26 protein-coding genes are annotated in these 23,831 nt (G+C 71.5%); 3 read left to right on the top strand and 23 right to left on the bottom strand.

Features of this window, described 5'->3' with window-relative positions; genetic code table 11:
- Nucleotides 1–14: 14 nt before the first annotated feature.
- The 3 genes from TCUR_RS11125 to TCUR_RS11115 form a co-directional block, all read right to left on the bottom strand.
- Entirely contained in the window at nt 15–443 is a 429-nt protein-coding gene (locus TCUR_RS11125) for a CBS domain-containing protein (protein ID WP_012852597.1), read from the bottom strand.
- Between the two features lie 101 nt (nt 444–544).
- Nucleotides 545–1,411: a hypothetical protein gene (locus TCUR_RS11120; protein WP_012852596.1), complete on the bottom strand. Its 867-nt coding sequence runs from the start codon at nt 1,409–1,411 to the stop codon at nt 545–547.
- A 69-nt stretch (nt 1,412–1,480) separates the two neighbouring features.
- Nucleotides 1,481–2,266: an SIR2 family NAD-dependent protein deacylase gene (locus TCUR_RS11115; RefSeq protein WP_041439539.1), complete on the bottom strand. Its 786-nt coding sequence runs from the start codon at nt 2,264–2,266 to the stop codon at nt 1,481–1,483.
- 166 nt (nt 2,267–2,432) lie between these two features.
- Between TCUR_RS11115 and TCUR_RS11110 the strand changes: the two genes are divergently transcribed.
- A complete protein-coding gene (locus TCUR_RS11110; protein ID WP_012852594.1) occupies nt 2,433–3,380 on the top strand; it encodes a sulfotransferase family protein in 948 nt (315 codons plus the stop codon).
- On the opposite strand, the gene TCUR_RS27040 is transcribed toward TCUR_RS11110, so the two are convergent.
- The 8 genes from TCUR_RS27040 to TCUR_RS11075 form a co-directional block, all read right to left on the bottom strand.
- Nucleotides 3,364–3,507: a hypothetical protein gene (locus tag TCUR_RS27040; RefSeq protein ID WP_012852593.1), complete on the bottom strand. Its 144-nt coding sequence runs from the start codon at nt 3,505–3,507 to the stop codon at nt 3,364–3,366. The genes TCUR_RS11110 and TCUR_RS27040 overlap by 17 nt on opposite strands.
- Nucleotides 3,508–3,825: 318 nt before the next feature.
- Complete coding sequence (locus TCUR_RS11105; RefSeq protein WP_041441549.1) at nt 3,826–5,739, bottom strand: ABC transporter ATP-binding protein; 1,914 nt, start codon at nt 5,737–5,739, stop codon at nt 3,826–3,828.
- A gap of 190 nt (nt 5,740–5,929) precedes the next feature.
- Nucleotides 5,930–6,715: an enoyl-CoA hydratase/isomerase family protein gene (locus TCUR_RS11100; RefSeq protein WP_012852590.1), complete on the bottom strand. Its 786-nt coding sequence runs from the start codon at nt 6,713–6,715 to the stop codon at nt 5,930–5,932.
- Between the two features lie 240 nt (nt 6,716–6,955).
- Nucleotides 6,956–7,168, bottom strand: coding sequence for a helix-turn-helix domain-containing protein (locus TCUR_RS11095; RefSeq protein WP_012852589.1), 213 nt, complete (start codon nt 7,166–7,168; stop codon nt 6,956–6,958).
- Nucleotides 7,169–7,284: 116 nt separating this feature from the next.
- A complete protein-coding gene (locus TCUR_RS11090; protein ID WP_012852588.1) occupies nt 7,285–8,883 on the bottom strand; it encodes an ABC-F family ATP-binding cassette domain-containing protein in 1,599 nt (532 codons plus the stop codon).
- 209 nt (nt 8,884–9,092) lie between these two features.
- The gene (locus TCUR_RS11085; protein ID WP_012852587.1) at nt 9,093–9,842 is read right to left on the bottom strand and encodes an AIM24 family protein; all 750 of its coding nucleotides are present in this window, start codon (nt 9,840–9,842) and stop codon (nt 9,093–9,095) included.
- Between the two features lie 9 nt (nt 9,843–9,851).
- Nucleotides 9,852–10,502 (bottom strand): AIM24 family protein, encoded by a 651-nt coding sequence (locus tag TCUR_RS11080; protein ID WP_012852586.1) that lies wholly within the window; start codon nt 10,500–10,502, stop codon nt 9,852–9,854.
- 2 nt (nt 10,503–10,504) lie between these two features.
- Nucleotides 10,505–11,146, bottom strand: a complete 642-nt coding sequence (locus tag TCUR_RS11075) for an AIM24 family protein (RefSeq protein WP_041439537.1) — start codon at nt 11,144–11,146, stop codon at nt 10,505–10,507.
- A gap of 146 nt (nt 11,147–11,292) precedes the next feature.
- On the opposite strand from TCUR_RS11075, the gene TCUR_RS11070 reads away from it, so the two are divergent.
- A complete protein-coding gene (locus TCUR_RS11070; RefSeq protein ID WP_012852584.1) occupies nt 11,293–11,688 on the top strand; it encodes a hypothetical protein in 396 nt (131 codons plus the stop codon).
- A gap of 137 nt (nt 11,689–11,825) precedes the next feature.
- On the opposite strand, the gene TCUR_RS11065 is transcribed toward TCUR_RS11070, so the two are convergent.
- The gene (locus tag TCUR_RS11065; RefSeq protein ID WP_012852583.1) at nt 11,826–12,524 is read right to left on the bottom strand and encodes a response regulator; all 699 of its coding nucleotides are present in this window, start codon (nt 12,522–12,524) and stop codon (nt 11,826–11,828) included.
- The gene (locus TCUR_RS11060; RefSeq protein WP_012852582.1) at nt 12,521–13,720 is read right to left on the bottom strand and encodes a sensor histidine kinase; all 1,200 of its coding nucleotides are present in this window, start codon (nt 13,718–13,720) and stop codon (nt 12,521–12,523) included. The genes TCUR_RS11065 and TCUR_RS11060 overlap by 4 nt, the downstream gene beginning before the upstream one ends.
- A gap of 153 nt (nt 13,721–13,873) precedes the next feature.
- Between TCUR_RS11060 and TCUR_RS11055 the strand changes: the two genes are divergently transcribed.
- Nucleotides 13,874–14,467: a hypothetical protein gene (locus TCUR_RS11055; protein WP_012852581.1), complete on the top strand. Its 594-nt coding sequence runs from the start codon at nt 13,874–13,876 to the stop codon at nt 14,465–14,467.
- Nucleotides 14,468–14,742: 275 nt separating this feature from the next.
- On the opposite strand, the gene TCUR_RS11050 is transcribed toward TCUR_RS11055, so the two are convergent.
- The 10 genes from TCUR_RS11050 to TCUR_RS11005 all read right to left on the bottom strand — a co-directional run bounded on the left by TCUR_RS11050 (nt 14,743) and on the right by TCUR_RS11005 (nt 23,779).
- Nucleotides 14,743–15,096, bottom strand: a complete 354-nt coding sequence (locus tag TCUR_RS11050) for a metal-sulfur cluster assembly factor (RefSeq protein WP_012852580.1) — start codon at nt 15,094–15,096, stop codon at nt 14,743–14,745.
- Nucleotides 15,093–15,548 (bottom strand): Fe-S cluster assembly sulfur transfer protein SufU, encoded by a 456-nt coding sequence (sufU, locus tag TCUR_RS11045; RefSeq protein ID WP_012852579.1) that lies wholly within the window; start codon nt 15,546–15,548, stop codon nt 15,093–15,095. The genes TCUR_RS11050 and sufU overlap by 4 nt, the downstream gene beginning before the upstream one ends.
- Before the next feature lie 75 nt (nt 15,549–15,623).
- A complete protein-coding gene (locus tag TCUR_RS11040) occupies nt 15,624–16,889 on the bottom strand; it encodes a cysteine desulfurase (protein WP_012852578.1) in 1,266 nt (421 codons plus the stop codon).
- Between the two features lie 28 nt (nt 16,890–16,917).
- On the bottom strand, nt 16,918–17,685 hold the full coding sequence (gene sufC / locus TCUR_RS11035; protein WP_012852577.1) for a Fe-S cluster assembly ATPase SufC: 768 nt from the start codon (nt 17,683–17,685) through the stop codon (nt 16,918–16,920).
- A gap of 29 nt (nt 17,686–17,714) precedes the next feature.
- Complete coding sequence (locus tag TCUR_RS11030; protein ID WP_012852576.1) at nt 17,715–18,059, bottom strand: non-heme iron oxygenase ferredoxin subunit; 345 nt, start codon at nt 18,057–18,059, stop codon at nt 17,715–17,717.
- Entirely contained in the window at nt 18,056–19,177 is a 1,122-nt protein-coding gene (gene sufD, locus TCUR_RS11025; protein ID WP_012852575.1) for a Fe-S cluster assembly protein SufD, read from the bottom strand. Before sufD ends, TCUR_RS11030 begins: the two co-directional genes overlap by 4 nt.
- Entirely contained in the window at nt 19,177–20,589 is a 1,413-nt protein-coding gene (sufB, locus tag TCUR_RS11020; RefSeq protein ID WP_012852574.1) for a Fe-S cluster assembly protein SufB, read from the bottom strand. The genes sufD and sufB overlap by 1 nt, the downstream gene beginning before the upstream one ends.
- Nucleotides 20,586–21,317, bottom strand: a complete 732-nt coding sequence (locus TCUR_RS11015; RefSeq protein WP_052305668.1) for a helix-turn-helix transcriptional regulator — start codon at nt 21,315–21,317, stop codon at nt 20,586–20,588. Before TCUR_RS11015 ends, sufB begins: the two co-directional genes overlap by 4 nt.
- 126 nt (nt 21,318–21,443) lie before the next feature.
- Complete coding sequence (locus tag TCUR_RS11010) at nt 21,444–22,346, bottom strand: universal stress protein (protein ID WP_012852572.1); 903 nt, start codon at nt 22,344–22,346, stop codon at nt 21,444–21,446.
- Entirely contained in the window at nt 22,343–23,779 is a 1,437-nt protein-coding gene (locus TCUR_RS11005) for an amino acid permease (RefSeq protein ID WP_245537027.1), read from the bottom strand. Before TCUR_RS11005 ends, TCUR_RS11010 begins: the two co-directional genes overlap by 4 nt.
- Between the last annotated feature and the right edge of the window lie 52 nt (nt 23,780–23,831).

Below are 23,831 nucleotides of genomic sequence, written 5' to 3'. Positions count from 1 at the left end.
GCCCGGGCCTGCGCTCAGCCGTGCAGGTAGCCGACCAGGTGCTCGCGTTCGGTCTCCAGTTCGTCGATGGCGCTTTTGACGACGTCGCCGATGCTCACCAGCCCGACCATGCGCCCGCCGCTGACCACCGGCACATGCCGGATCCGGTGCTCGGTCATGGTCTTGCGCAGCTCGTCCACGGCCGCCTCCGGGGCGCAGGTGCGCACCTCGGCGGTCATGATGTCGCTGACGGGGGCGTCCAGCAGGGCGGCGCCCCGCTCGTGCAGCCGGCGGACCACGTCCCGTTCGGAGACGATCCCGGCGATGGTGGCCCCGTCCGGGGAGACCACCACGGCGCCGATGTTGAGCTCGGCCAGCTTGGCCAGCAGTTCCCGGACGGTGGCGGTGGGTTCCACCGTGGCCACCGAGCTCCCCTTGGTGCGCAAGATGTCGCGAATCCGCATAGCCCACCCTCCGGCACGGGGTCGGTGAAGGAGGATCTCCTTCTTCCTGACAAGGTCGCACGTTCCGGACGGCAGGGAAAGACCCATGTAGGGGCCGTTTTTCAAGAATCGGCGCCCAAGGTGGCCAGCACGTTCGAAAAGCCGCGCGGCAGCACCGGCACCCCGCCCTCGTAGCGGATCTCCAGCAGGTTCAGCCGTCCGGCGTGCCACCAGTACAGGTGAGGGCTGAGGGAGCCGGGGCCCTCCTCATAGGCCCGCCGCGCGTGCAGGTGCAGTTCCCGGACCGCCGCCACCGCGGCACGGTGGCCGGCCCGGGGCCGGATGGGGTGCGCCATGATGAGGCTGCGGTTCGGCGCGATCACCAGCGCGCCGTAGGTGCCCATCTCGACGTACTCCTCCAGCCAGGCCAGGTGGGTGGCGGCATAAAAGCTCCAGCCGTGCAGCACCGTCACCGGCACGCCGCCCAGGTGGGACTCGTCGGCCTGCAACGGTCCATCGGCGCGCACGTTGGCGCGGCCCAGCATGAACAACGCATCCCCCGAGACCGGCCAGCCGCGCATCTCCTCGACGGTGACCGTGCGGACGGTGGTGGGCGTGTCGACCACCACCACCTCGATCAGGCCCGGGGCGAAGGACCGGGCGGCCAGCGCCGGGCTGTCGGCCTCGGCCGGGTAGATCCGGGTGCGCAGCAGGTGCTGGGCCAGCTCGAAGTCCGACAGGTCCAGCGGTTCTTCGATCGCGGTCACGATCGTGGTGACGTGGTCGGAGACCAGCGCCGGCCAGTCGTCCCGCGGCACCAGCCGGGCCAGCTGGCGCAGGTTGCGCATGCTGACGTGCAGCCGGGTGGGTCCCTCCAGCGCCATGACGTCGCCGGGCAGCCGATGGCAGGCGTATCCGAGGCTCTCCGCCACGAGCACGACCAACGAGTCCAGCACGCCGCTCGCCTCGTCCAGAGCGCCCCCGCGCATCCACTCCTCCTAGCTCCCGCGACGGGGTAGAGCTTGGCAGGCGAAGGTCACGAAGGAAAGTCTCGTCGATCACGAACCGCCGTCTGTGACCCGATCGTCACGTAGGGCCAGTTCCACCAGGCCGGGCAGGGCCTCTCCGATGGGCTCGCGCAGCACCGCGTCGGCGATTCCGTCATAGGGAGTGGGCTGGGCGTTGACGATCACCAGCCGCGCGCCGTGCTCGACGGCCTCCAGGCACAGTCCGGCCGCCGGGTGCACGGTCAGCGAGGTGCCCACCGCCATGAACAGGTCGCAGGAGCGGGCGGCCCGCACCGCCGCCTGCAGCACCTGCGGGCGCAGGGCCTGCCCGAAGGAGATCGTGGCCGCTTTCTGGATGCCGCCGCACTCCAGGCACGGCGGGTCCGCCTCGCCCTCCTCCAGCCGTTTCAGGACCTGCTGCGTCGGGGTGCGCAGCCCGCACTCCAGGCACTCGACCTCGCGCATCGTGCCGTGGATCTCGATGACGGTCTTCGGGCTGGAGCCGGCCGCCTGGTGCAGCCCGTCGATGTTCTGGGTGACGATGGCGCGCAGCCGCCCGGCGCGTTCCAGCTTCACCAGGGCCAGGTGCGCGGCGTTGGGCTCGGCGTGCCAGGCGGGATGGTCGCGCCGGGCCTGCCAGACCCGCCGCCGCACCTGCGGGTCGGCCAGGTAGGCGTCCAGGGACGACAAGGCGGCGGCCGACGGGTCCTTGGTCCACACGCCCTGGGGCCCGCGAAAGTCGGGGATGCCGCTGTCGGTGCTGATCCCGGCCCCGGTCAGCACGGTGATCGAACGGGCCTCGCGCAGCCACTCGCCGAGGCTCGGGGGCATGTCCATGCACTCCAGGCTAGGCCCGAGATACCGGGAATACAGAGCTAAATACGCCTTCACTCGGTCTGCCCGACGGCCATGCCGAACCGGTCGGCACTGCGCGTGATCAGGCAGCCCGGTAAAGGGACATATGGGGCGGTACCCTGCACGGAGTGCGACACTGGAGATCGTCATGAGACCCGCCCCGCACATCCTGGTGATCAACGGCACGAAGGTGCGCCGGCCGGTGTTCGTCCTGGGCGCCCCGCACTCGGGCACCGACCTGCTGGCGCGGGCGATCAAGCAGACCGCGGGGTTCCACCTGACGGTCGGCCGTCCCGGGGTGCTGCGGGTGACCTACGCCTTCGCCCGGCGGCCGACGATCGCCAGCGAACGCGGCCGGGGCGCCGCACGGGTGCTGCGGGACGCCTACGCCGAGGCCTGGCAGATCTCCCCCTGGGGCTGCGCCCAGTGCCCGGCCGAGTGCCGGACTCTGGCCGGGCTGCCGCCCGCCGAGACCGCAGAGGACGCCGTGCGCTCCGGACAGGTGTGCACCGAGCCGGGGCGGGTGCAGCGGTTCGCCGACGCCTCCCCCGACCTGATCTACAGCGCCGATGTGCTGCTGGACGCCTTCCCCGACGCCCAGCTGCTGCAGGTGATCAGGGACGGGCGGGACGTGGTGGCCGGGATGCTGACCGACGAGCGCTGCCTGGCCTGGTTCAAGCCGGGGGTGGCCAATTTGGAGGAGGTCTTCCCCAACCCGTTCCTGGGGGTGGAGGACTTCACCGACCGGTCCCGCTGGCCCAAGGCGGCCATGGCGGTCAAATGCGCGCTGCGCTGGCGCGGCTCGGTGCGGCTGAGCGCCCGGCTGCGCGCCCAGGTCCCCGAGGACCAGCTGCTGACGGTGCGCTATGAGGATCTGATCAGCCGGCCGGGTCAGGTGGTGGAGACCTTGTCGGAGTACCTGGGCGCCCCGATCCCCAAGAACGCGCTGACGGGGCTGGTGCGGCCCGGGGAGAACGGGGACGGCGGCGTGGGGGCCTGGCGCCGGCGGCTGACCCCCAAACAGCTCATCCAGGTGGAGCGGGTGGCCGGCAAGGAGCTGCAGCGGCTGGGCTACCGGCTCAGCGGCGCCGCATGAGCGCATCCGGGCCGGCCCAGCCGATCATCACGCCCGCGGCGCCCAGGCCGATCAGCAGGAGGGCATAGCGGCCGGTCCAGCTTTTGAGCGGGTTGGTGATCTTGATGGTCGGACGCGTCGGACGCATGGATGCTCACCCCCTTCGTTTCCACCGCCGCAGGCCGCGCCCGGAAGCCGGCCGGGGAGCGCCGGGACGGCCGCGGCGTGCCGGTCGTGCGTCCCGACCGTCCCGCATCCCGGTGACGGCCGCTCGACGGCGAGGTCACCGGGCGGCGAAGCGGAGCCGTCGCTTCCCGGTACCGCACCGGTGATCATCGCCGGACCGGCCGTCCCGGGCCGCGGCCGTCCCACTGATCACGGCATGAGATCTACCCTCTGACCCGCTCCCCTTCAGCGACCAGGGGTAACTTTTCATACACGATCTGCTATGGGCGGGGCTTACCGTTCATTCGGCGCCCAGCGGCTCCGGGCTGCGGCCCCCGCCGGAGGCCTGGGAGGCGAACTGGGTGCGGTACAGCTCGGCGTACAGGCCGCCGGCCAGCAGCAGCTCCTCGTGCCTGCCGCGCTCGACGATCCGGCCGGCGTCGACCACCAGGATCTGGTCGGCCTCCCGGATCGTCGACAGCCGGTGGGCGATCACCAGCGAGGTCCGCCCGGACAGCGCGGTGGCCAGGGCGCGCTGCACCGCCGCCTCCGACTCAGAGTCCAGGTGCGCGGTGGCCTCGTCCAAGATCACCACCGAGGGGGCCTTCAGCAGCAGCCGGGCGATGGCCAGGCGCTGCTTCTCCCCGCCCGACAGCCGGTAGCCGCGGTCGCCCACCACGGTGTCCAGCCCGTCGGGCATGGCGGCGACCAGGTCCCAGATGTGGGCGTCCTTGAGCGCCTGGACGATCTCCTCCTCGGTGGCGTCCGGGCGGGCATAGCGCAAGTTGGCCCGGATGGAGTCGTGGAAGAGGTGGGCGTCCTGGGTGACGACGCCGACGGTCCGCCGCAGCGACTCCAGGGTCAGGTCGCGCACGTCCCGCCCGCCGATCCGCACCGCGCCGTCGGTGACGTCGTACAGCCGCGACACCAGGTGGGTGATGGTGGTCTTGCCCGCGCCGGACGGGCCGACCAGGGCGACCATCTGGCCGGGTTCGACGGTGAAGCTCACATCGCGCAGCACCGTGCGGGCGGGGGTGGTGTCGGTGCGGGCGATGGACTCCAGCGAGGCCAGCGAGACCTCCTCGGCCGCCGGGTAGCGGAAGGTGACGTGGTCGAACTCCACCCGCAGGGCCTGCCCGGAGCCGGCGGCGGCCAGCGGGACCGCCCCCGGGCGCTGGTCGATCATCGGTTTCAGGTCCAGCACCTCAAAGACCCGGTCGAAGCTGACCAGCGCGGTCATCACGTCCACCTGCACGTTGGACAGCGCCGTCAGCGGCCCGTACATGCGGGTCAGCAGCGCCGCCAGCGCCACCAGCGTGCCCAGCTGCAGCGTGCCGTCCACCACCAGCAGGCCGCCGACGCCGTAGGTCATGGCGGTGGCCAGCGCGGCCACCAGGGTGAGCGCCACGAAGAAGACCCGCCCGTACATCGCCGACACCACGCCGATGTCGCGCACCCGGCCGGCCCGCTCGGCGAACATGGCCGACTCCTCCTCCGGGCGCCCGTACAGCTTGGCCAGCATCGCCCCGGCCACGTTGAAGCGCTCGGTCATCAGCGAGCTCATCTCCGCGTCCAGCTGCATCTGCTCGCGGCTGATGCGCTGCAGCCGCCGGCCCACCCATTTGGCCGGGACGATGAAGACCGGCAGCAGCACCAGCGCGATCACGGTGACCTGCCACGACAGCCAGAACATGGCGCCCAGCACCAGGATCAGGCTGATCACGTTGGAGACCACCGACGACAAGGTGGTGGTCAGCGCCCGCTGGGCGCCGATCACGTCGGTGTTGAGCCGGCTGACCAGCGAGCCGGTCTGCGCCCGCATGAAGAACGCCACCGGCATGCGCTGCACGTGGTCGAACACCTGGGTGCGCAGGTCGTAGATGAGGCCCTCGCCGATGCGGGCCGAATACCACCGCTGCACCAGCGACAGCACCGCCTCCACCAGGGCCAGCGCCGCCACGGCCACCGCCAGCCAGATCACCACGGCGGGCCGGCCGGGGATCACGCCCCGGTCGATGATCGACTTCAGCAGCAGCGGCCCGGCCACCACGATGCCCGCCGCCAGCGCGTTCAGCAGCAAGAACAGCGCCAGCTCCCGCACGTACGGGCGGGCGTAGCCGGCGATCCGCCGGACGGTGCCGGGCTTGAGCTTCTGCCGGGTGACCGAGCGGTCCCTGCGGTAGGACGCCATCAGCTGCCAGCCGTTGCCCGGCATGCCCGGCATTCCCACATCGGCCTCCCCGTGCGTAATCAAGTAATCAGTCCGATGCCCGAACTCAACGTACCGGGCACCGGACTGCTTCCCTGCTCAGCCGAGGGCGAAAAGAACATCCCGCCGTCATGGCGAGAGGGGCCCGGCGCCGGCCGCCGGACCCCCTTTGCGCACGCCGCTTCGGTTACCGCGGTCAGTTGCCGCGCAGCGCCCGCAGCCGCGCCAGCTGCTCGCGCCGCTCGGCCGCGCACTGCTCCTCCAGAGTGTTGCCGGGGGCCTGCCACAGCAGCCGCTTGGTGGCCACCGCCGCCCCGGCGTCGACCGCCAGCAGGGCGCCGGTCAGCTCCCGCACCGCCGTCTCCAGCTCGGCGGCCGGCACCACCCGCTCGGCCAGGCCGAGCCGGGCCGCCTCCTCGGCGGGCACCTTGCGGGCGGTCAGGCAGATGTCGATCGCCCGGTGCACCCCGACGATGTCCACCAGCGGCTTGGTGCCGGTCAGGTCCGGCACCAGTCCCAGGGCGGGCTCCTTCATGCAGAGCCAGGCGTCCTCGGCCATCACCCGCAGGTCGCAGGACAGCGCCAGCTGGAAGGCGGCGCCGATGGCGTAGCCGTGCACCGCCGCGATCGAGACGATCTCCGGCCGGCGCAGCCAGGTGTAGCCGGCCTGCAGTTCGGCGATGAACCGGTCTCCCGCCTCCGGGTCGTCGCCGCGCGGCCCCTCGGGCGAGGAGAACATGCTCAAATCGATGCCCGCCGAGAACGCCTTGCCGGCCCCGCGCACGACCACCACCCGCACCGAGCCGGGCAGCGCGTCGCCGATGCGCGCCAGCGTCCGCCACATGGCGAACGTCATCGCGTTGCGCTTGTCGGGCCGGTTCAGCGTGATCGTCGCCACCGGGCCGTCGATGTCCAGCAGGAGCCCGGCCTGCGCCAGGTCCTCGGCCGGTACCACGGCGGCCTGCTTCGTGCCGGTGTCCACCAGGACGCCTCCTTTTCCGCCTTCACCTCGCGGCGGCGTCACGGTGGACCGGGCGCCCGCCTGTCCGCCGCCGCGACCGAACCATACTCGGTCGGCCGGGGCGGCGGGATGCGGGCACAGGCGTCTCCGTCCTCCGAGGGCGTTGTGCGGCGCCCCCGGAGGCGGGACGCGGAGCCGGGCGCGATACCGGGCGCCCGAGGCACGCCTGCCGGTTTTCTGGGACCGTCCCGGAGGGACGCGTCAGGATTTCTTGCCGCGCGTGGCGCCGCCGCGGCCACGCAGGTTGACACCCGACTCGGTGAGGATCCGGTGGATGAAGCCGTAGGAGCGGCCGGTGGCGGCAGCCAGGGCGCGGATGCTCTCGCCGGAGTCGTACCTCTTCTTGAGTTCCGCCGCCAGCTTGTCGCGCTCGGCACCGGTCACGCGGGTGCCCTTCTTAAGGGTCTCGGCCACGAGTACCTCCCGTAGTGATGTGGTGACCGCTGCGTTATCCCCCGCCATGATCAGTCATTCCCGGCCGATCGGCTACCCACTACGCCAGAAAAGATCTGCTTCCCTTGCCAAGGCGGTCACGCAAGTGCCACCAGATCGGCAAACTCGTCACTCCAGATGTCCTCAACACCATCCGGCAGCAAAATCACCCTTTCCGGTTGGAGCGCCTCCACCGCGCCCTCATCATGAGTCACCAAGACGATGGCTCCGGTGAAGGTGCGCAACGCCGACAAGATCTCCTGACGGCTGGCCGGATCGAGGTTGTTGGTCGGCTCGTCCAGCAGCAGCACATTGGCGCTGGAGACCACCAGCGTGGCCAGCGCCAGGCGGGTCTTCTCCCCGCCGGAGAGCACCCCGGCGGGTTTGTCCACGTCATCGCCGCTGAACAGGAACGATCCCAAGATCTTGCGGACCTCGACCTCGGGCAGGTCGGGCGCGGCCGAACGCATGTTCTCCAATACCGTGCGCCCGGCCTCCAGCGTCTCGTGCTCCTGGGCGTAGTAGCCCAGTTTCAGGCCATGACCGGCGATCACCCGGCCGGTGTCGGGCTTGTCCACCCCCGCCAGCAGGCGCAGCAAAGTGGTCTTGCCGGCGCCGTTCAACCCCAGCACCACCACCCGGCTGCCGCGGTCGATGGCCAGGTTCACATCGGTGAAAATCTCCAAAGATCCGTAGGATTTCGACAATCCCTCCGCGATGAGCGGTGTCCGCCCACAAGGAGCCGGATCCGGAAAACGGATTTTCGCCACTCGATCGGACTTGCGTTCACCCTCCACCGAGGCCAGCAACTGCCGGGCGCGCCGGTCCATTTGCTGGGCGGCCTTGGCTTTGGTGGCCTTGGCGCGCATCTTGTCGGCCTGGGCCATCAGCGCCGCCGCCTGCCGCTGGGCGTTGGCCTGCTCGCGTTTGCGCCGCCGCTCGTCGGTCTCGCGCTGGGCCAGGTACGCCTTCCAGCCGACGTTGTAGACATCGATCACGCAGCGGCCCGCGTCCAGGTGGAACACCCGGTTGACCACGGCCTCCAGCAGCCCCACATCGTGGCTGATGACCACCAGCCCACCGGTGTGCGAGCGCAGGAAATCCCGCAGCCACACGATGGAGTCGGCGTCCAGGTGGTTGGTGGGCTCATCCAGCAGCAGCGTCTCGGCGCCGGAGAACAGGATCCGGGCCAGCTCCACCCGCCGCCGCTGGCCGCCCGACAGCGTGCCCAGCGGCTGGTTCAGCACCCGGTCCGGCAGCCCCAGGCTGGAGGCGATGGCGGCGGCCTCGGCCTCGGCGGCGTACCCGCCCAGCACGTGCAGCCGGTCCTCCAGGCGCCCGTAGCGGCGCACCGCGCGGTCCCGTTCGGCGCCGGTGGCGGTGGCCATGGCCTGTTCGGCGGCGCGCAGCCCGCGGATGACCTCATCCAGCCCGCGGGCCGACAGGATCCGGTCGCGGGCCGACTCCTCCAGATCCACCTCCCGCGGATCCTGCGGCAGGTAGCCGATCGAACCGGACCGGGTGACCGTGCCCGCGGCCGGCAGCGCCTCGCCGGCCAGCACCCTGGTCAAGGTGGTCTTGCCGGCGCCGTTGCGGCCCACCAGCCCCACCCGGTCGCCGGGGTTGACCCGGAAGGTGGCCTTCTCGATCAGCAGTCGGGCACCGGCCCGCAACTCGATATCGGTGGCAGTGATCACAGTGACAGGGCTCCCCACGACACGATGCGGCCGCTCGTGAACGGGTGGCGGGGACAGGCAGGGCCGAGGGCGGCCGGCAGGGCGGCAAACGCGCCGGGGGCGGTCGGCGGCGCGTTGGAGGGCCTGTCAGATCAGGAGCGGCACCCGATCAGTGTACGGGACCCCTCGTGACGGAACCGGTACGCACGCCAAGGCGCCGGCGCGGCCGGTCAGTCCCGTTCGGCGGCGAGGCGCTGGGCGATGACGCGCTGCAGGCGCCGCAGGCCGGGAACGCCCAGCATGCCGATCTGGTGCTCCAGGTCGCGCAGCACGGCGTCGCCGTCCCTGACCGTCTCCGACGACTGCATCAGCACCGTGCCCTGGCCGGTGAAGTCGAACTGGTGCTCCTCCCCGGACGTGCCGCCGATGCCGAAGAGCGCACGGGCCGTGCCCAGCACCCCCCGCATGTAGGAGTGGTCGTAGTGGTGGGCGGGGGACGGGCAGTCGGCCCAGCCCAGCAGCGCCTGCGGGTCCACCCGGATGGGCGGCTCGACGAAGTGCACCGGGCCGTTGGAGGCGGCGATGAAACGCCCGGTGCCGATCAGCGTGAGGAACCCGGGGACGATCGACTGCTTGAGCTCCAACGTGGGCTCAAAAGCCAGCAGGTTGCCGGCCCGCACGGTGAGGTTGCCGTCGGTGAGGTCGTAGGAGTTGACGTCAAAGCCCCGGTCGGCCAGCAGCAGCTTGCCCTGCCCCTGCGCCACGATCCAGTCCCGGGCATACAGCGGCGAGTGGAAGTGGGCGGCGACCAGCGCGTCCAGCGGCCCGGCCGACAGCGACTCGAAACGGATCTGCCCGTAGTAGGCGATCATCTTGCCCTTCTGGGCGAACCACTGCCCGTTGAGGTCCACGCAGAAGGCGTAGGGGTTGACGTTGTCGTTGGACGGCAGGGACAGGTGGTTGAAGACGGGAACGCTCATCCGGACGCCTCAGATCTTCTTCTCACTGGCCTGCACGTACACGATGCCGTGGCCGGACAGCTCCAGCTGGAACGCCTCGCCCGAGCCGCGGCCGATCACATCCCGCAGCCCCAGGGAGGTCTTCAGCCGGGTGGTCACCTGCCCGCGGTGCGCCACATAGGCCTGCGGGTCGACGTAGATGGGCCGCTGCGGGCCGATGGGCAGTTCGATGACGCCGCCGTGCGACAGCAGGCCCACCGAACCGTGGCCGGTCAGGGCGGTGGTGAACAGGCCCTGGCCGGTCACCTGGCCGCGGATCACGCCGGCCAGCCCGCCCTGTTCGCCCAGGAACACGGTGTCCGCCCGCAGGCTCGCGTCGTAGACCAGCAGCCGGTCGGCCTCCGCATACAGGGTGTCGCCCTGCAGCTCGACCACGGTCACATCCAGCCCGCCGTGCCCGAACATCACGCTGCCCTGGCCGGTGACCCGCATCAGCGGGACGCTCTCGCCGGCCATGGCCCGGCCGATGGCGCCGGTGATGCCCGCCCCGGCGGTGACGGTCGGCTCGAAGTGGACGCGGCCCACATAGGCCAGCATCGCGCCGCGCCTGCTGTACAGCTCCCGGCCCGGGCCGACCGGTGCCTGGAGCATCTTGCCGTTGATGGGGCTGAATCCGGGCATCGTCAAAACTCCATGATCCCGCCGCCGCGTTCGGCCGGCTGAACGTAGACCACCCCGTGGCCCTGGTAGCGCAGCTGCACGCTCTCCCCCGACCCCTGGCCGAGGACGGTGCGCCAGTTGACGTCGGTGACGAGGTCCTGCTGCAGCTGCCCGCGGTGCGCCACGTAGGCCTGCGGGTCCACGCACAGCGGCACGCCGGGAGTGACCTCCAGGGCGATCGCCGGGCCGTCGGACAGGATCGCCACCATGCCGTGCCCCTCGACCTTGGTGGTGGCCAGGCCCTGCCCGGTGGTCATCCCGCGCAGCCCGGTGAACTGCACCCCGGTGCGCAGCTGCGGCTCATAGGCCAGCAGGCTCTCGGACTCCACGAACAAGGTGTCGCCCTGTAGCGGGATCAAGGTGATCTCGGTGGCCTCATGGGCCAGGTACACCGTGCCGTGGCCGGTGACCTCCATCATGGTCATGCTCTCCCCCGCCACCCGGCGGCGGATCGCCCCGCGCAGCCCTTCGCCCCCGGTGAGCCCCTGGCGTTTGAAGCTCATCTGACCGTCGTAGGCGACCATGGAGCCGTTCATCGCCACGACGGTCTCGCCCATGAGGTCCACGGCGAGCACCTTCGAGCCGTTCAGCCGGAATTGCGCCACGAAGCCCCAACATACTGGACCTTTTTCGGCACGTCGTCTCAAATGCTGGAAACCTCCGGACCCATCGGCGCCCGGACCCGAACCGCCGGATTCGCCGCTCAAGGAGCCACTGGTCCGGTGACTGGGGGATCGTGGAAGATGTCCCCATGTGGTTCGCACCCGAGCGCCGCAGCGGGCGGCGCTGGATCGTGCCCGGCCTGACGCTGGCGGCGGGCCTGACGCTGGCGGTCGCACTGTCCCTGCAGGGCCGGACCGATGCGGGGCTGGCCGCGCTGGCGGTGCTGGCCGGGTACGCCGCCCACCTGGCCTACCGGCGGGACGAGCCGGCACTGCCGATCAGCGCCGCGTTCGGCAGCGGCCACCGGGCGCGCGCCCACCTGCGGGCCGCGGCGGTCACCGGGGACGTGACCGTGGCCGCCCTGGTGGGCGCGGTGGTGGTGCAGGCGCTGCGGGGCGGAGAGTGGCTGCCCTACCTGTGGCCGGCGGCACTGGCCGGAGTCGTGTACATGCTGTCGGCGATGATCGCAGGCCGGGGCGTGTAGCCCGCCTGAATTCCGGGCGGGTTTCCGTCCATCGGTCCCGTCCGGGTGATGCAGCCGTGTCCTCGTGGGCGTTCCGCCGCCGGCGCCCGTGATGTTCCGCCCGGTGGTGGATCTGCGCGCGGGCGCCGCAGCAGCGGTCAGCGGTCCGGTTCTCGGTCCGTCCGCCCGATCGCGTCCTCGGCCGGCCCCTGGAGCGCCAGCTCCTGGGCGAGGATCGCCGCCTGGACGCGGCTGCGCAGCCCCAGCTTGGCCAGGATCCGGCTGACATGAGTCTTGGCAGTGGTCTCGGCCATGTTCAGCCGGGCGGCGATCTGCGCGTTGGACAGGCCCTCGCCCAGGCAGCCGAGCACCTGCCGTTCGCGCGGCGTCAGCTCGGCCGGCCCCGGCGGCGGGGAGGCCAGAGGGGCGGCGGGCCGCCCGGGCCGGGCGGCGAACTCCCGGATCAGCCGGCGGGTGACGGCGGGTGCCAAGATCCCCTCCCCCGCCGCCACCGTGCGCACCGCCTCGATCAGGCGGTCGGCGTCGATGTCCTTGAGCAGAAAGCCGGCCGCGCCCGCGCGCAGCGCGCCGAAGACGTACTCGTCCACATCGAAGGTGGTCAGCACCAGCACGTCCACCCCCAGGGCGGTCAGCTCGCCGGTGGCGGAGATGCCGTCCAGGCGGGGCATGCGCACGTCCATCAGCACCACATCGGGCCGCAGCCGGCGGGCCAGCTCCACCGCCTCCAGCCCGTCGGCGGCCTCCCCGGCCACCTCGATGTCCGGGGCCGAACGCAAGATCAGCACCAGTCCCGCGCGCACCGCCGCCTGGTCGTCGGCCACCAGCACCCTGATCACTGCCGCCGTCCCTCCTCCTCTTCGCCGTCGGGCGGGGCGGTCGGCAGCTCGGCCCGCACCCGCCAGCGCCCCGCGTCCGGGCCCGCCTGGAACGTCCCGCCCAGGATCGAGGCGCGCTCACGCATCCCGATCAGGCCGCTGCCGGCGCCGGGCAGCTCGGTCCGCTGCGCGCCCAGCGGGCTGTCGACGGTGATGCACAGCCGCTGAGGGTGATGCTCGATGAGCACCTCGGCGCGGCCGGGCCCGGCGTGCTTGAGCGCGTTGGTCAGCGACTCCTGGACGATGCGGTAGGCGGCCAGCTCGACGGCGGCGGGCAGCTCCCGCACCGTCCCGGTCACCTTCAGCCCCACCGTCAGGTCGGGCCGGGCGGCGCGTTCGGCCAGTTGCTCCAGGTCGGCCAGCCGGGGGGCGGCGGGCGAGTCGGCCTCCTCCCGGCGCCCCTCGCGCAGCAGGCCGATCATGCGGCGCATCTCCGCCAGCCCCTGCACGCTGTTCTCCCTGATCACGGTCATGGCCCGGTGGACGCTGTCGCGGTCCATGTCGGGCAGCCGCAGCAGCGCCGCAGAGTGCAGCGCCACCGCGCTGAGATGGCCGGCGACCACATCGTGCAGCTCGCGGGCCATCCGGGCGCGTTCGGCCGCCACCGCGTTGCGCCGGTCCAGTTCCGCCAGGCGGGCCAGCTGCTCGGCCCGCTGCCGTTCCAGCTCGGCCCTGTCGCGGTGGCCGCGCACCACCATCGCGGTCAGCACCGGGCTGACGAAGGTCATCCCGGCGACCCCGCCGACGATGACCGCCGCCCGCCAGTCGGCGGCCAGCGGCAGGGCCGCGCCGGCCAGCAGCACGGTGACGGCCGCCGTGGCGACCAGCAGCCGCTCACCCGTGCGGCGCGGCCCGTACAGGCCGGCGGCGTACAGCGCGTCGGTGTAGATCAGCAGGGTGCCCAGGCTGGGGCCCAGCGCGATGTCGGCGATCGCGGCCGGGGTGGCGATGGCCAGGTCGGTCAGCGGGGAGGTGCGCCGGAACAGCATGGCCGTGCACACGCCCAGCAGCGGCAGCACGCGCCAGCCGACCGCCGGGCCGGTGCCCTCGGCGCTCCAGTGGCTGTATCCGCGGGCGCTGAGCACCAGCAGTCCGCCTGCCAGCGCCGCGACGGCCAGCAGCAGGTCCTGACGGGTGGTGAGGCCGGTGGAACGCACCCGTCCATCTCACCATCTTCGCCGCAAAGGCACTTCCGCCCGGTCTCCTTCCCGGCGCGGAGGCGCCGGCCGCGGTCGTACATCCTTTGGAGGATGCCGCATTTCGGCAGGCGTGCGGAGAATCCGCCGGTTTCCCGCCGGGAGGATCGAAGCATGGACGACAACGGTGGGAACGCCCTGCTGCTCGGCGTCATCATCGGCTGCGAGATCGGCTTTTGGGTGCTGCTGCTGGCCGGGCTGGCCGCCCGCTACCTGCTGCGGATGCGGCGCACCGGCGCGGCGCTGCTGGTGAGCGTGCCCCTGGTGGACCTGGTGCTGCTGGCGGCCACGGTGATCGACCTGCGCGGCGGGGCCACGGCGCACTTCACCCATGGGCTGGCCGCGGCCTACATCGGCTTCTCGGTGGCGTTCGGGCACAGCATGATCCGCTGGGCGGACGCGCGCTTTGCGCACCGCTTCGCCGGCGGTCCCCCGCCGCCCAAGCCGCCCAAATACGGGATGGCGCGGGCCCGCTACGAGTGGCGCGAGTTCGGCAAGGCGTTCGTGGCCTGGGCGATCAGCTGCGCGCTGCTGCTCGGCGCGGTCGTCTTGGTGGGCGACGTCGAGCGCACCCGGGAGCTGCTGGTGTGGGTCGGCCGGCTGACGATGGTGCTGGGGATCTGGGCGCTGTGGCCGATCTCCTACACGATCTGGCCCGCCAAGCCGAAGGACGGCGCGCCGCCCCTGGAACGGGAACGGGTGCACTGACGCAGACGGGAGGCCGTCCTGCCGGCTCGCGTACGCGGGAAGGCTCAGGGGAACCGGCAAGTGGTGGGGCCGCCCCGGTCCGGGGCGGCCCCACCGCTGTGCGCATGAGCCGCCCGCCTCTCCCCCAGGTGCACCGCACTCGTCCCACAAGGGGACGGCATCAGTACGTCAGCAGACGCCGGACGCCCCCACTGGGCCGCACCGCTCCGTCTCCCGCCGGGCGCAGGCGAACGTCTCCGCCCGGCGGCCGGGCGGAGGCGGAACGCGAAGGTCTGTCAGACGTTGAAGCCGAGGGCCCGCAGCTGCTCGCGGCCCTCCTCGGTGATCTTGTCGGGGCCCCACGGGGGCAGCCAGACCCAGTTGATCTTGACTTCCTTGACCAGGCCGTCCAGGGCGCTGGCGGCCTGATCCTCGATCACGTCGGTGAGAGGGCAGGCGGCGCTGGTCAGCGTCATGTCCAAGGTCGCCACCCCGTCGACGACGTCGATGCCGTAGACCAGGCCGAGGTCGACGACGTTGATGCCGAGCTCGGGGTCCACGACGTCCTTGAGGGCCTCCAGGATCTCCTCGTGCTCAGGGGCGGACTCGGCGGTCTGCTGCTCGGGTGCCGTGGTCTCGGTCTCGCTCATGGTGCCTCTCCCAGGGCTCGGGCGGTCGCGTCCTTCCACGCCATCCAGGCGAGCAGGGCGCACTTGACGCGGGCGGGGTACTTGGAGACCCCGGCGAAGGCGACGGCGTCCTCCAGGATCTCCTCGTTCGGCTCGGCCTGGCCGCGCGACTGCATCAGGGCCAGGAACTCATCGCCCACGGCCATGGCCTCCTTGACCGACTTGCCGATCAGCAACTCGCTCATCACCGAGGCGCTGGCCTGGCTGATGGAGCAGCCCATCGACTCGTAGGAGACGTCGGCGACGACGGCGTCGACCCCCTGCCCCTCCAGGTGCACGCGCAAGGTCACCTCGTCGCCGCAGGTGGGGTTGACGTGGTGCACCTCGGCCTCGTACGGCTCCCGCAGCCCCTTGTGGTGGGGGTTGCGGTAGTGGTCCAGGATGATCTCCTGGTACATCGACTCGAGCTGCATGGCGTCCTTCCTGCGGCGACCCGGTGGCCGGGTGCGTCTATCCGGTGCGTCGGTGTGGTGAAACCGCAAAAACGGTCACAGTGTTCCGAAGAACTTCTGGGCGTGCCGCACCCCTTCGGCGAGGGCGTCCACGTCCGCCAGGGTGTTGTAGACGTAGAAGGTCGCCCGCGTGGTCGCCGGGATGCCGAAGCGGCGGCAGATCGGCCAGGCGCAGTGGTGCCCGACGCGGACCGCCACGCCCAGCTCGTCCAGCACCTGTCCCACGTCGTGCGGGTGCAGGTCGTCGACCACGAACGAGACCGCGCCGCCGCGCGCCTCGGTGGAGCGGGGGCCGATGATGCGCACGCCGGGCAGCTGCCCGAGCTTCTCCAGGGCGTAGCCGGTGAGCGTCTCCTCGTGCGCCTGGACCTTGTCCATGCCCAGGGCCGACAGGTAGTCGCAGGCCGCGGCGAGCCCGACCGCCTGGGCGGTCATCGGCACCCCGGCCTCAAAGCGCTGGGGCGGCGGCAGGAAGGTGGACTCCTCCATGCGCACCACCTCGATCATCGACCCGCCGGTGATGAACGGGGGCATGGCCTCCAGCAGCTCGCGGCGTCCCCACAGCACGCCGATCCCCGAGGGGCCGAGCATCTTGTGGCCGGAGAAGGCCACGAAGTCCACGTCCAGGGCGGTCACGTCCACCGGCTGGTGCGGCACCGACTGGGCGGCGTCCAGCAGCACCAGCGCGCCGACCTGGCGGGCCCGGGCGACGATCTGCTCCAGTGGGGGGATGGTGCCGAGCACGTTGGACTGGTGGGTCAGTGCCACCAGCTTGGTGCGCTCGGTGATCAGCTCCTCCAGGTTCGACAGGTCCAGCCGGCCCTCGTCGGTGATGCCGAACCAGCGGAGCGCAGCCCCGGTGCGGCGGCACAGCTGCTGCCAGGGCACCAGGTTGGCGTGGTGCTCCATCTCCGTGGTGACGATCTCATCGCCGGGGCCGACGCGGAACCGTTCGGCCTCGGGGCCGGCGGTGGCGGCGTTGCTCAGCGAGTAGGCCACCAGGTTGATCGACTCGGTGGCGTTCTTGGTGAACACGATCTCGCCGGGCGCCGCCCCGATGAAGGAGGCCACGGTGGCGCGGGCGCGTTCGAAGGCGTCGGTGGCCTCCTCGGCCAGCAGGTGCGCGCCGCGGTGCACGGCGGCGTTGTGCCGCTCGTAGAACTCCCGTTCGGCGTCCAGCACCTGGTAGGGCTTTTGGGAGGTGGCGCCGGAGTCGAGGTAGACCAGCGGACGCCCGCCGCGGACGGTGCGCGCCAGCAGCGGGAAGTCCTTTTTGATCTCCTCGGGCAGCAGGAAGCTCATCGGCGTCCTCCGCTCTTTCGCGCGGCGGTCATGCGGACGCGCCCGCCTTCACGTACTTTTCGTAGCCCTCGTTCTCCAGCACCTCGGCCAGCTCCGGGCCGCCGGCCTCGACGATCTGCCCGCCGGCGAAGACGTGCACGAAGTCGGGCTTCACATAGCGCAGGATGCGGGTGTAGTGGGTGATCAGCAGCACCCCGGTGTCGCCGCCGGCGCTGAAGCGGTTGATGCCCTCGGAGACCACCTTCAGGGCATCGACGTCCAGCCCGGAGTCGGTCTCGTCCAGCACCGCGATCTTGGGCTTGAGCATCTCCAGCTGCAGGATCTCGTGGCGCTTCTTCTCGCCGCCGGAGAAGCCCTCGTTCAGGCTGCGCTGGGCGAAGGCCGGGTCGATGGACAGCGCCTCCATGGCGGCCTTCATCTCCTTGGTGAACTCCCGCAGCTTGGGCGCCTGCCCGCGCACCGCGGTGACCGCCGAGCGCAGGAAGTTCGACACCGACACCCCCGGCACCTCCACCGGGTACTGCATGGCCAAGAACAGGCCGGCGCGGGCGCGCTCGTCCACGCTCATGGCCAGCACGTCCTCGCCGTCCAGCGTGATGGAGCCGGAGGTGACCTGGTACTTGGGGTGCCCGGCGATCGCGTACGCCAGGGTGGACTTGCCCGAGCCGTTGGGCCCCATGATCGCGTGGGTCTCGCCGGCGCGGACGATCAGATCGACACCGCGCAGGATCTCCTTGGCGCCGTCGGAGCCGTCCCCGACGGAGACATGGAGGTCGCGGATCTCTAGCGTGGCCATATCTATCGTGAAACCTTCTGTCGTCGTCTTCAGGTCTGGTCGGTGGATGCGGGACGCAGCGACACGTGCACCTGGCCGTCGCTGACCCGGACCCGGTAGGTGGGCACCGGCGCGCTGGCCGGCGGGTTGGTGGGCTTGCCGGTGCGCAGATCGAAGCAGGAGCCGTGCAGCCAGCACTCGATGGCGCCGTCGTAGACCTCGCCTTCGGACAGCGCGACCTCGGCGTGCGAGCACACGTCGTGCAGCGCGAACACCTCGCCGCCGGTGCGCACCAGCGCCACCGGAGTGTCGTCGATCTCCACCGCCAGCGCCCCGTCCTCGGGGATGTCCTCCAGCGCGCAGACCTTGACGAACCCGTCCTGCTCCCCGCTCATCGCTCCAACTCCGCCTCGATCGCCGCCTGCACCTTCTCGCGGATCTCGGGAACCTCGATGCGCTCGACGAGCTGCCCGAGGAAGCCGAGCACCACCATGCGCCGCGCGTCCTCCTTGGAGATGCCGCGGGCCTGCAGGTAGAACAGGTGCTCATCGTCCAGGCGGCCGCTGGCGCTGGCGTGCCCGGCGCCGACCACCTCGCCGGTGAGGATCTCCAGGTTGGGCACCGAGTCGACGCGGGTGCCGTCGGTGAGCACCAGGTTGCGGTTGAGCTCGTAGGTGTCGGTGCCCTCGCCCTCGGCCCGGATGATCACATCGCCGATCCACACCGCGTGCGCGTCCTGTCCCTGCAGCGCGCCGCGGTAGTCCACGCGGCTGCGGCAGTGCGGGACGGCGTGGTCCACCAGCAGCCGGTGCTCGATGTGCTGGCCGGCGTCGACGAAGTACACCCCGTACAGCTCGGCGTCGCCGCCGGGGGCGGTGTAGGCGACCGACGGGGCGATGCGCAGCAGGTCGCCGCCGAGGGAGACGGCGAAGCCGGTGAAGGAGGCGTCGCGGCCCAGCCGGGCGTGCTGGTGGGACAGGTGGACGGCGTCGTCGGCCCAGTCCTGGACGCTGATCACCGACAGCTTGGCGCCGTCGCCGACCACGAACTCCACGTTGTCGGCGTAGGTGGCCGAGCCGGTGTGCGCCAGCACCACGGTGGCCTGCGCGAACGGCTCGACGACCACGGTGGTGTGGCCGTAGGCGGCCTGGGCGGCGTCCCGGCCGGTGATGCGCAGCACGGTGGGCTGGGAGGCGACGGCCTCCTTGGGGACGGTGAGGACGGTGGCCTCGGTGAAGGACGAGTAGGCCTGGGCGCTGACCCGGTCGGTGGGCGCGTACGCGCCGCCCAGCCGGGGGTCGTCGCGGCCCACCCGCTCGACCTTGACCTCGGGGGCCGCCTCGATCACGACGTCCACTTCTCCGCCGCCCTCGGCGCCCTTGTGGAGGTCGCGCAGCCGGCGCAGCGGGGTGAAGCGCCACTCCTCCTCGCGGCCGGTGGGCACGGGGAAGTCCGCCACGTCGTAGGAGGACTTGCCGTGCAGGGTCGACAGAGGCTTGGTCTCCAGCCCCATCAGCCGACGGCTCCTTCCATCTGCAGTTCGATCAGGCGGTTGAGTTCGAGGGCGTACTCCATGGGCAGCTCGCGCGCGATGGGCTCGACGAACCCGCGCACGATCATCGCCATGGCCTCCTCCTCGCTCAGGCCGCGGCTCATCAGGTAGAACAGCTGGTCCTCGGAGACCTTGGAGACGGTGGCCTCGTGCCCCATCTCCACGTCGTCCTCGCGGACGTCCACATACGGGTAGGTGTCGGAGCGGCTGATGGTGTCGACCAGCAGCGCGTCGCACTTGACGGTGGACTTGGAGCGCACCGCGCCCTCCTGCACCTGCACCAGGCCGCGGTAGGAGGTGCGGCCGCCGCCGCGCGCCACCGACTTGGAGACGATGGTGCTGGAGGTGTTCGGCGCGGCGTGCACCATCTTGGCGCCGGCGTCCTGGTGCTGGCCCTCCCCGGCGAACGCGATCGACAGGGTCTCGCCCTTGGCGTGCTCGCCCAGCAGGTAGACCGCCGGGTACTTCATGGTGACCTTGGAGCCGATGTTGCCGTCGATCCACTCCATGGTGGCGCCCTCATAGGCGACGGCGCGCTTGGTCACCAGGTTGTAGACGTTGTTGGACCAGTTCTGGATGGTGGTGTAGCGGCAGCGGGCGTTCTTCTTGACGATGATCTCCACCACCGCCGAGTGCAGCGAGTCCGACGAGTAGATCGGCGCGGTGCACCCTTCGACGTAGTGCACATAGGCGCCCTCGTCGACGATGATCAACGTCCGCTCGAACTGGCCCATGTTCTCGGTGTTGATCCGGAAGTAGGCCTGCAGCGGGATCTCCACGTGCACGCCCGGCGGCACGTAGATGAACGAGCCGCCCGACCACACCGCGGTGTTGAGCGCGGCGAACTTGTTGTCGCCGGCGGGGATGACCGTGCCGAAGTACTCCTTGAAGAACTCCGGGTACTCGCGCAGCCCGGTGTCGGTGTCGACGAAGATGACGCCCTTGCGCTCCAGGTCGTCGCGGATCTTGTGGTAGACGACCTCCGACTCGTACTGGGCGGCCACCCCGGCCACCAGGCGCTGCTTCTCGGCCTCGGGGATGCCGAGCTTGTCGTAGGTGTTCTTGATGTCGGCCGGCAGGTCGTCCCAGGTGGTGGCCTGCTTTTCGGTGGAGCGGACGAAGTATTTGATGTTGTCGAAGTCGATGTCGGTCAGGTCCGCGCCCCAGGTCGGCAGCGGCTTCTTCTCAAACAGCCGCAGCCCCTTCAGGCGCAGCTCCAGCATCCACTGCGGTTCGTTCTTCTTGGCCGAGATGTCACGGACGACCTCCTCGTTCAGGCCGCGCCGGGCGGTGGCCCCGGCGATGTCGGGGTCGGCCCAGCCGAACCGGTACCGGTCGAACCCCTCCAGCTCGGGGTGGGTCTCAACAGTCATAGGGAGGTCCTCCCGGACTCCTCGTCGTCGGTGTGCGTTGCGGTGTCGTGGCCCGCTGCGGCGCGCAGGTCGCGCGGGCTGACGTGCGTGGTGCAGATCCCATCGCCATGGGCGATGGTGGCCAGCCGCTGGACGGGGGTGCCCAGCAGCCTGCTGAAGGCCTCGGTCTCGGCCTCGCACAGCTGCGGGAACTCCGCTGCGACGTGCGCGACCGGGCAGTGGTGCTGGCACAGCTGCTCGCCGCCGGCGCGGGGCGAACGGCCGGCCGCGGCGGCATAGCCGTCGGCCGACAGCGCCTCGGCCAGCGCCCGGACCCGATGCTGCGGCGGGGCGGCGCGGACCACCGGATGGTAGCGCCGCTCCAGCTCGGCGACCTGCCGGCGGGCGAACTCGGCGACGGCGCCGGGACCGGCCTTTTCGGCCAGGAAGCGCAGCGCCGCGCCGGCCAGGTCGTCGTAGGCGTGCACGAAGGCGCTGCGCCCGGCGTCGGTGATGGCGAACCACTTGGCGGGACGGCCGCGTCCCCGGCCGCCCTGCGGACGCACCCGCCTAACCTCGATCATGCCCTCGACCAGCAGCGCGTCCAGGTGCCGCCGGACGGCGGCGGGGGTGAGCCCGACCCGCTCCCCCAGCGCGGAGGCGGTGATCGGGCCGTGCTCGAGGATCAGCCGGGCCACGCGGGCGCGCGTGCTGCGCTCGCCGTGCCCGTCCGCGGCGAACGACGGCATGACAGAGGCGCGCACGCCGCCGCTGCCCGTCTGCTCGCCCACGTTTTTCACAACATCAGTGTGGCGTAATTCCTTCCCGGTGCACAAACGTACCGACGTGCCATCCCTCACGCAGGAAAGCCTTACCTAAGCTGCGCCGCCCGCCCGGCCGGCGGTCCCGGGCAGCAGCGCCACGGGGCAGGGGGCGGCCCGGACGATCTTGCCGGAGACGCCGCCCAGGAAGACCTGGCGCAACGGCCCGTGGCTGCCGGACATGCAGGCCAGCAGCTCCCCCGGCGGCCAGTGGCAGTTGCGCACGGCCCCCTCGATGCCGTCGCCCTCGGCCACCTGGGTGGTCACCTGAGCGTGGCCGGACAGCAGCTCGGCCGCCGCCTGCAGGTCGCGCACGGCGTACTCGCGCTGGCGCCGCATGATCTCCTCGCCGCGCAGCACGCCGCTCAGCCAAGAGGGCCGCTCCAGCAGCGTCAGCAGCCGGATCGGCACATCCAGCCGCCTAGCCAACCGCAACGCGGCGGCCAGCCCCAGCTCCGAGCCGCGGCTGGGGCGGTGGGCGACGGTCAGCCCGCTCAGCCGCGCCGGCGGGCCGGCCGCATAGCCGCGCGGGGCCATCAGCACGGGGACGGGAGAACCGTGCAGCAGCTGGTCGGCGGTGCTGCCGACGACGATCCGCCCCGCCGGGCCGCCCGGCGCCGAACCGATCACGATCAGGTCGGCGCCCTCCCGTTCGGCCGTCTCGATGAGCCCGCGCCCGCTGCCCCGGTGCGCCCCCGTCGCCGTCCGCACCCGTTCGGCGGGCATGCGCCCGGCGAGCCGGTCACGGGCCTGCTCGACGGCGGAGCGGGCGTATCCGCGGACGTGGCCCAGCCACTCGGCGTCCACCCGGCCGGGGCCGGGGACCGGCCAGGGCGGCGGGTAGATGCAGGCGACGGTCAGCGGAGAACCGTCGGCATCGGCGACCAGGCGGGCCAGCTCCAGGGCGTCGTCGCCGCGTTCGTCCGGCAGATACCCCACCAGGACGCGTCCGCTCACCCGCGCTCCCTCCCCCGCCCCGCCCCGGCGTGCGCCAGGTGCGAGCGGCGGTAGCCGTAGGCGAAGTAGACCAGCAGCCCCACCAGCGTCCACAGCGCGAACACCACCCAGGTGATGGCGTTGAGCCTGATCATCAGGTACACGCAGAACACCACGCCCAGCAGCGGGGTGAAGGGGAACAGCGGTGTGCGGAAGCTGCGCGGCATCGCCGGCTTGGTCCTGCGCAGCACCATCACCCCCACGTTGACCAGGGCGAAGGCGAACAGGGTGCCGATGCTGGTGGCGTCGGCCAGCCGGCCCAGCGGCACCAGCGCCGCCAGCACCGCGATGAACAGCGACACCAGCACGATGTTGGCGGTGGGCACCGCGGTGCGCGGGTTCACCTTCTGGAAGACCTCGGGGATCAGCCCGTCCCGCGACATGGCGAACAGGATGCGGGTCTGGCCGTACATCACGGTCAGCACCACGCTGGCGATGGCGATCACCGCGCCCAGCGACAGCACCACCGACGGCCAGCCCTGCCCGGTGGCCACCTCCAGCACCACCGCCAGCGACGCCTCGGTGCCGCCCTCGGCGAAGTCGCTCCAGTGCATCGCCGCCACCGCGGTCAGCCCCACCAGCACGTACAGGGCGGTGACGATGGCCAGCGACAGCACGATGGCCAGCGGCAGGTCCCGCCGGGGGTTGCGGGCCTCCTCCCCGGCGGTGGAGGCGGCGTCGAAGCCGATGTAGGAGAAGAACACCCGGGCGCCGGCGGCGCTGATCCCGGCCGCTCCCAGCGGTGCGAACGGCTCCAGGTTGCCGCGGCGGAAGGCGAGGGCCGCCACCAGGCAGAAGAACACCAGCACGCCGATCTTCAAAAAGACCATGACGGTGTTGACGGTGGCGCTCTCGGAGGTCCCGCGCAGCAGCAGGAAGGTGGCGATGAGGACGACGACCACCGCCGGCACGTTGATCACGCCGCCCTCCTGCCCGCCGGGCGGGTAGCTGATGGCGGCGGGCATGGTGAACCCCGCCGTCTGGGCGAAGAACTCGTTGAGGTACTGCCCCCAGCCCACCGCCACGGCCGACACCGACACCCCGTACTCCAGCAGCAGGCACCAGCCGCACACCCAGGCGACCAGCTCGCCCATGGTGGCGTAGGTGTAGGAGTAGGAGGATCCGGAGACCGGGATCGTGCCCGCCAGCTCCGCATACGACAGCGCCGAGAACAGGGCGGTCAGCGCCGCCAGCACGAACGACAGCACGATCGCCGGCCCGGCCAGCGGCACGGCCTCGCCGAGGATCACGAAGATGCCGGTGCCCAGCGTGGCGCCGACGCTGAAGAAGGTCAGCTGCAGCAGGCCCATCGTGCGCTTCAGGTCGCCGCCCTCGCCGTGGCCGCCCTCGGCGACGATCCGGTCGACCGGCTTGGTGCGCAGCAGGTTGCGCAACAGGGAACCCCACGGTGAACCGTGCCGGGCCCCTGCCTGCCTGGTGCCCACG

Origin of the sequence: Thermomonospora curvata DSM 43183, from assembly GCF_000024385.1 — a bacterium.
Classification (GTDB): domain Bacteria; phylum Actinomycetota; class Actinomycetes; order Streptosporangiales; family Streptosporangiaceae; genus Thermomonospora; species Thermomonospora curvata.
Note: the sequence above shows the minus strand (reverse complement) of the source record. Positions and strands in the feature narration are given on the sequence as shown.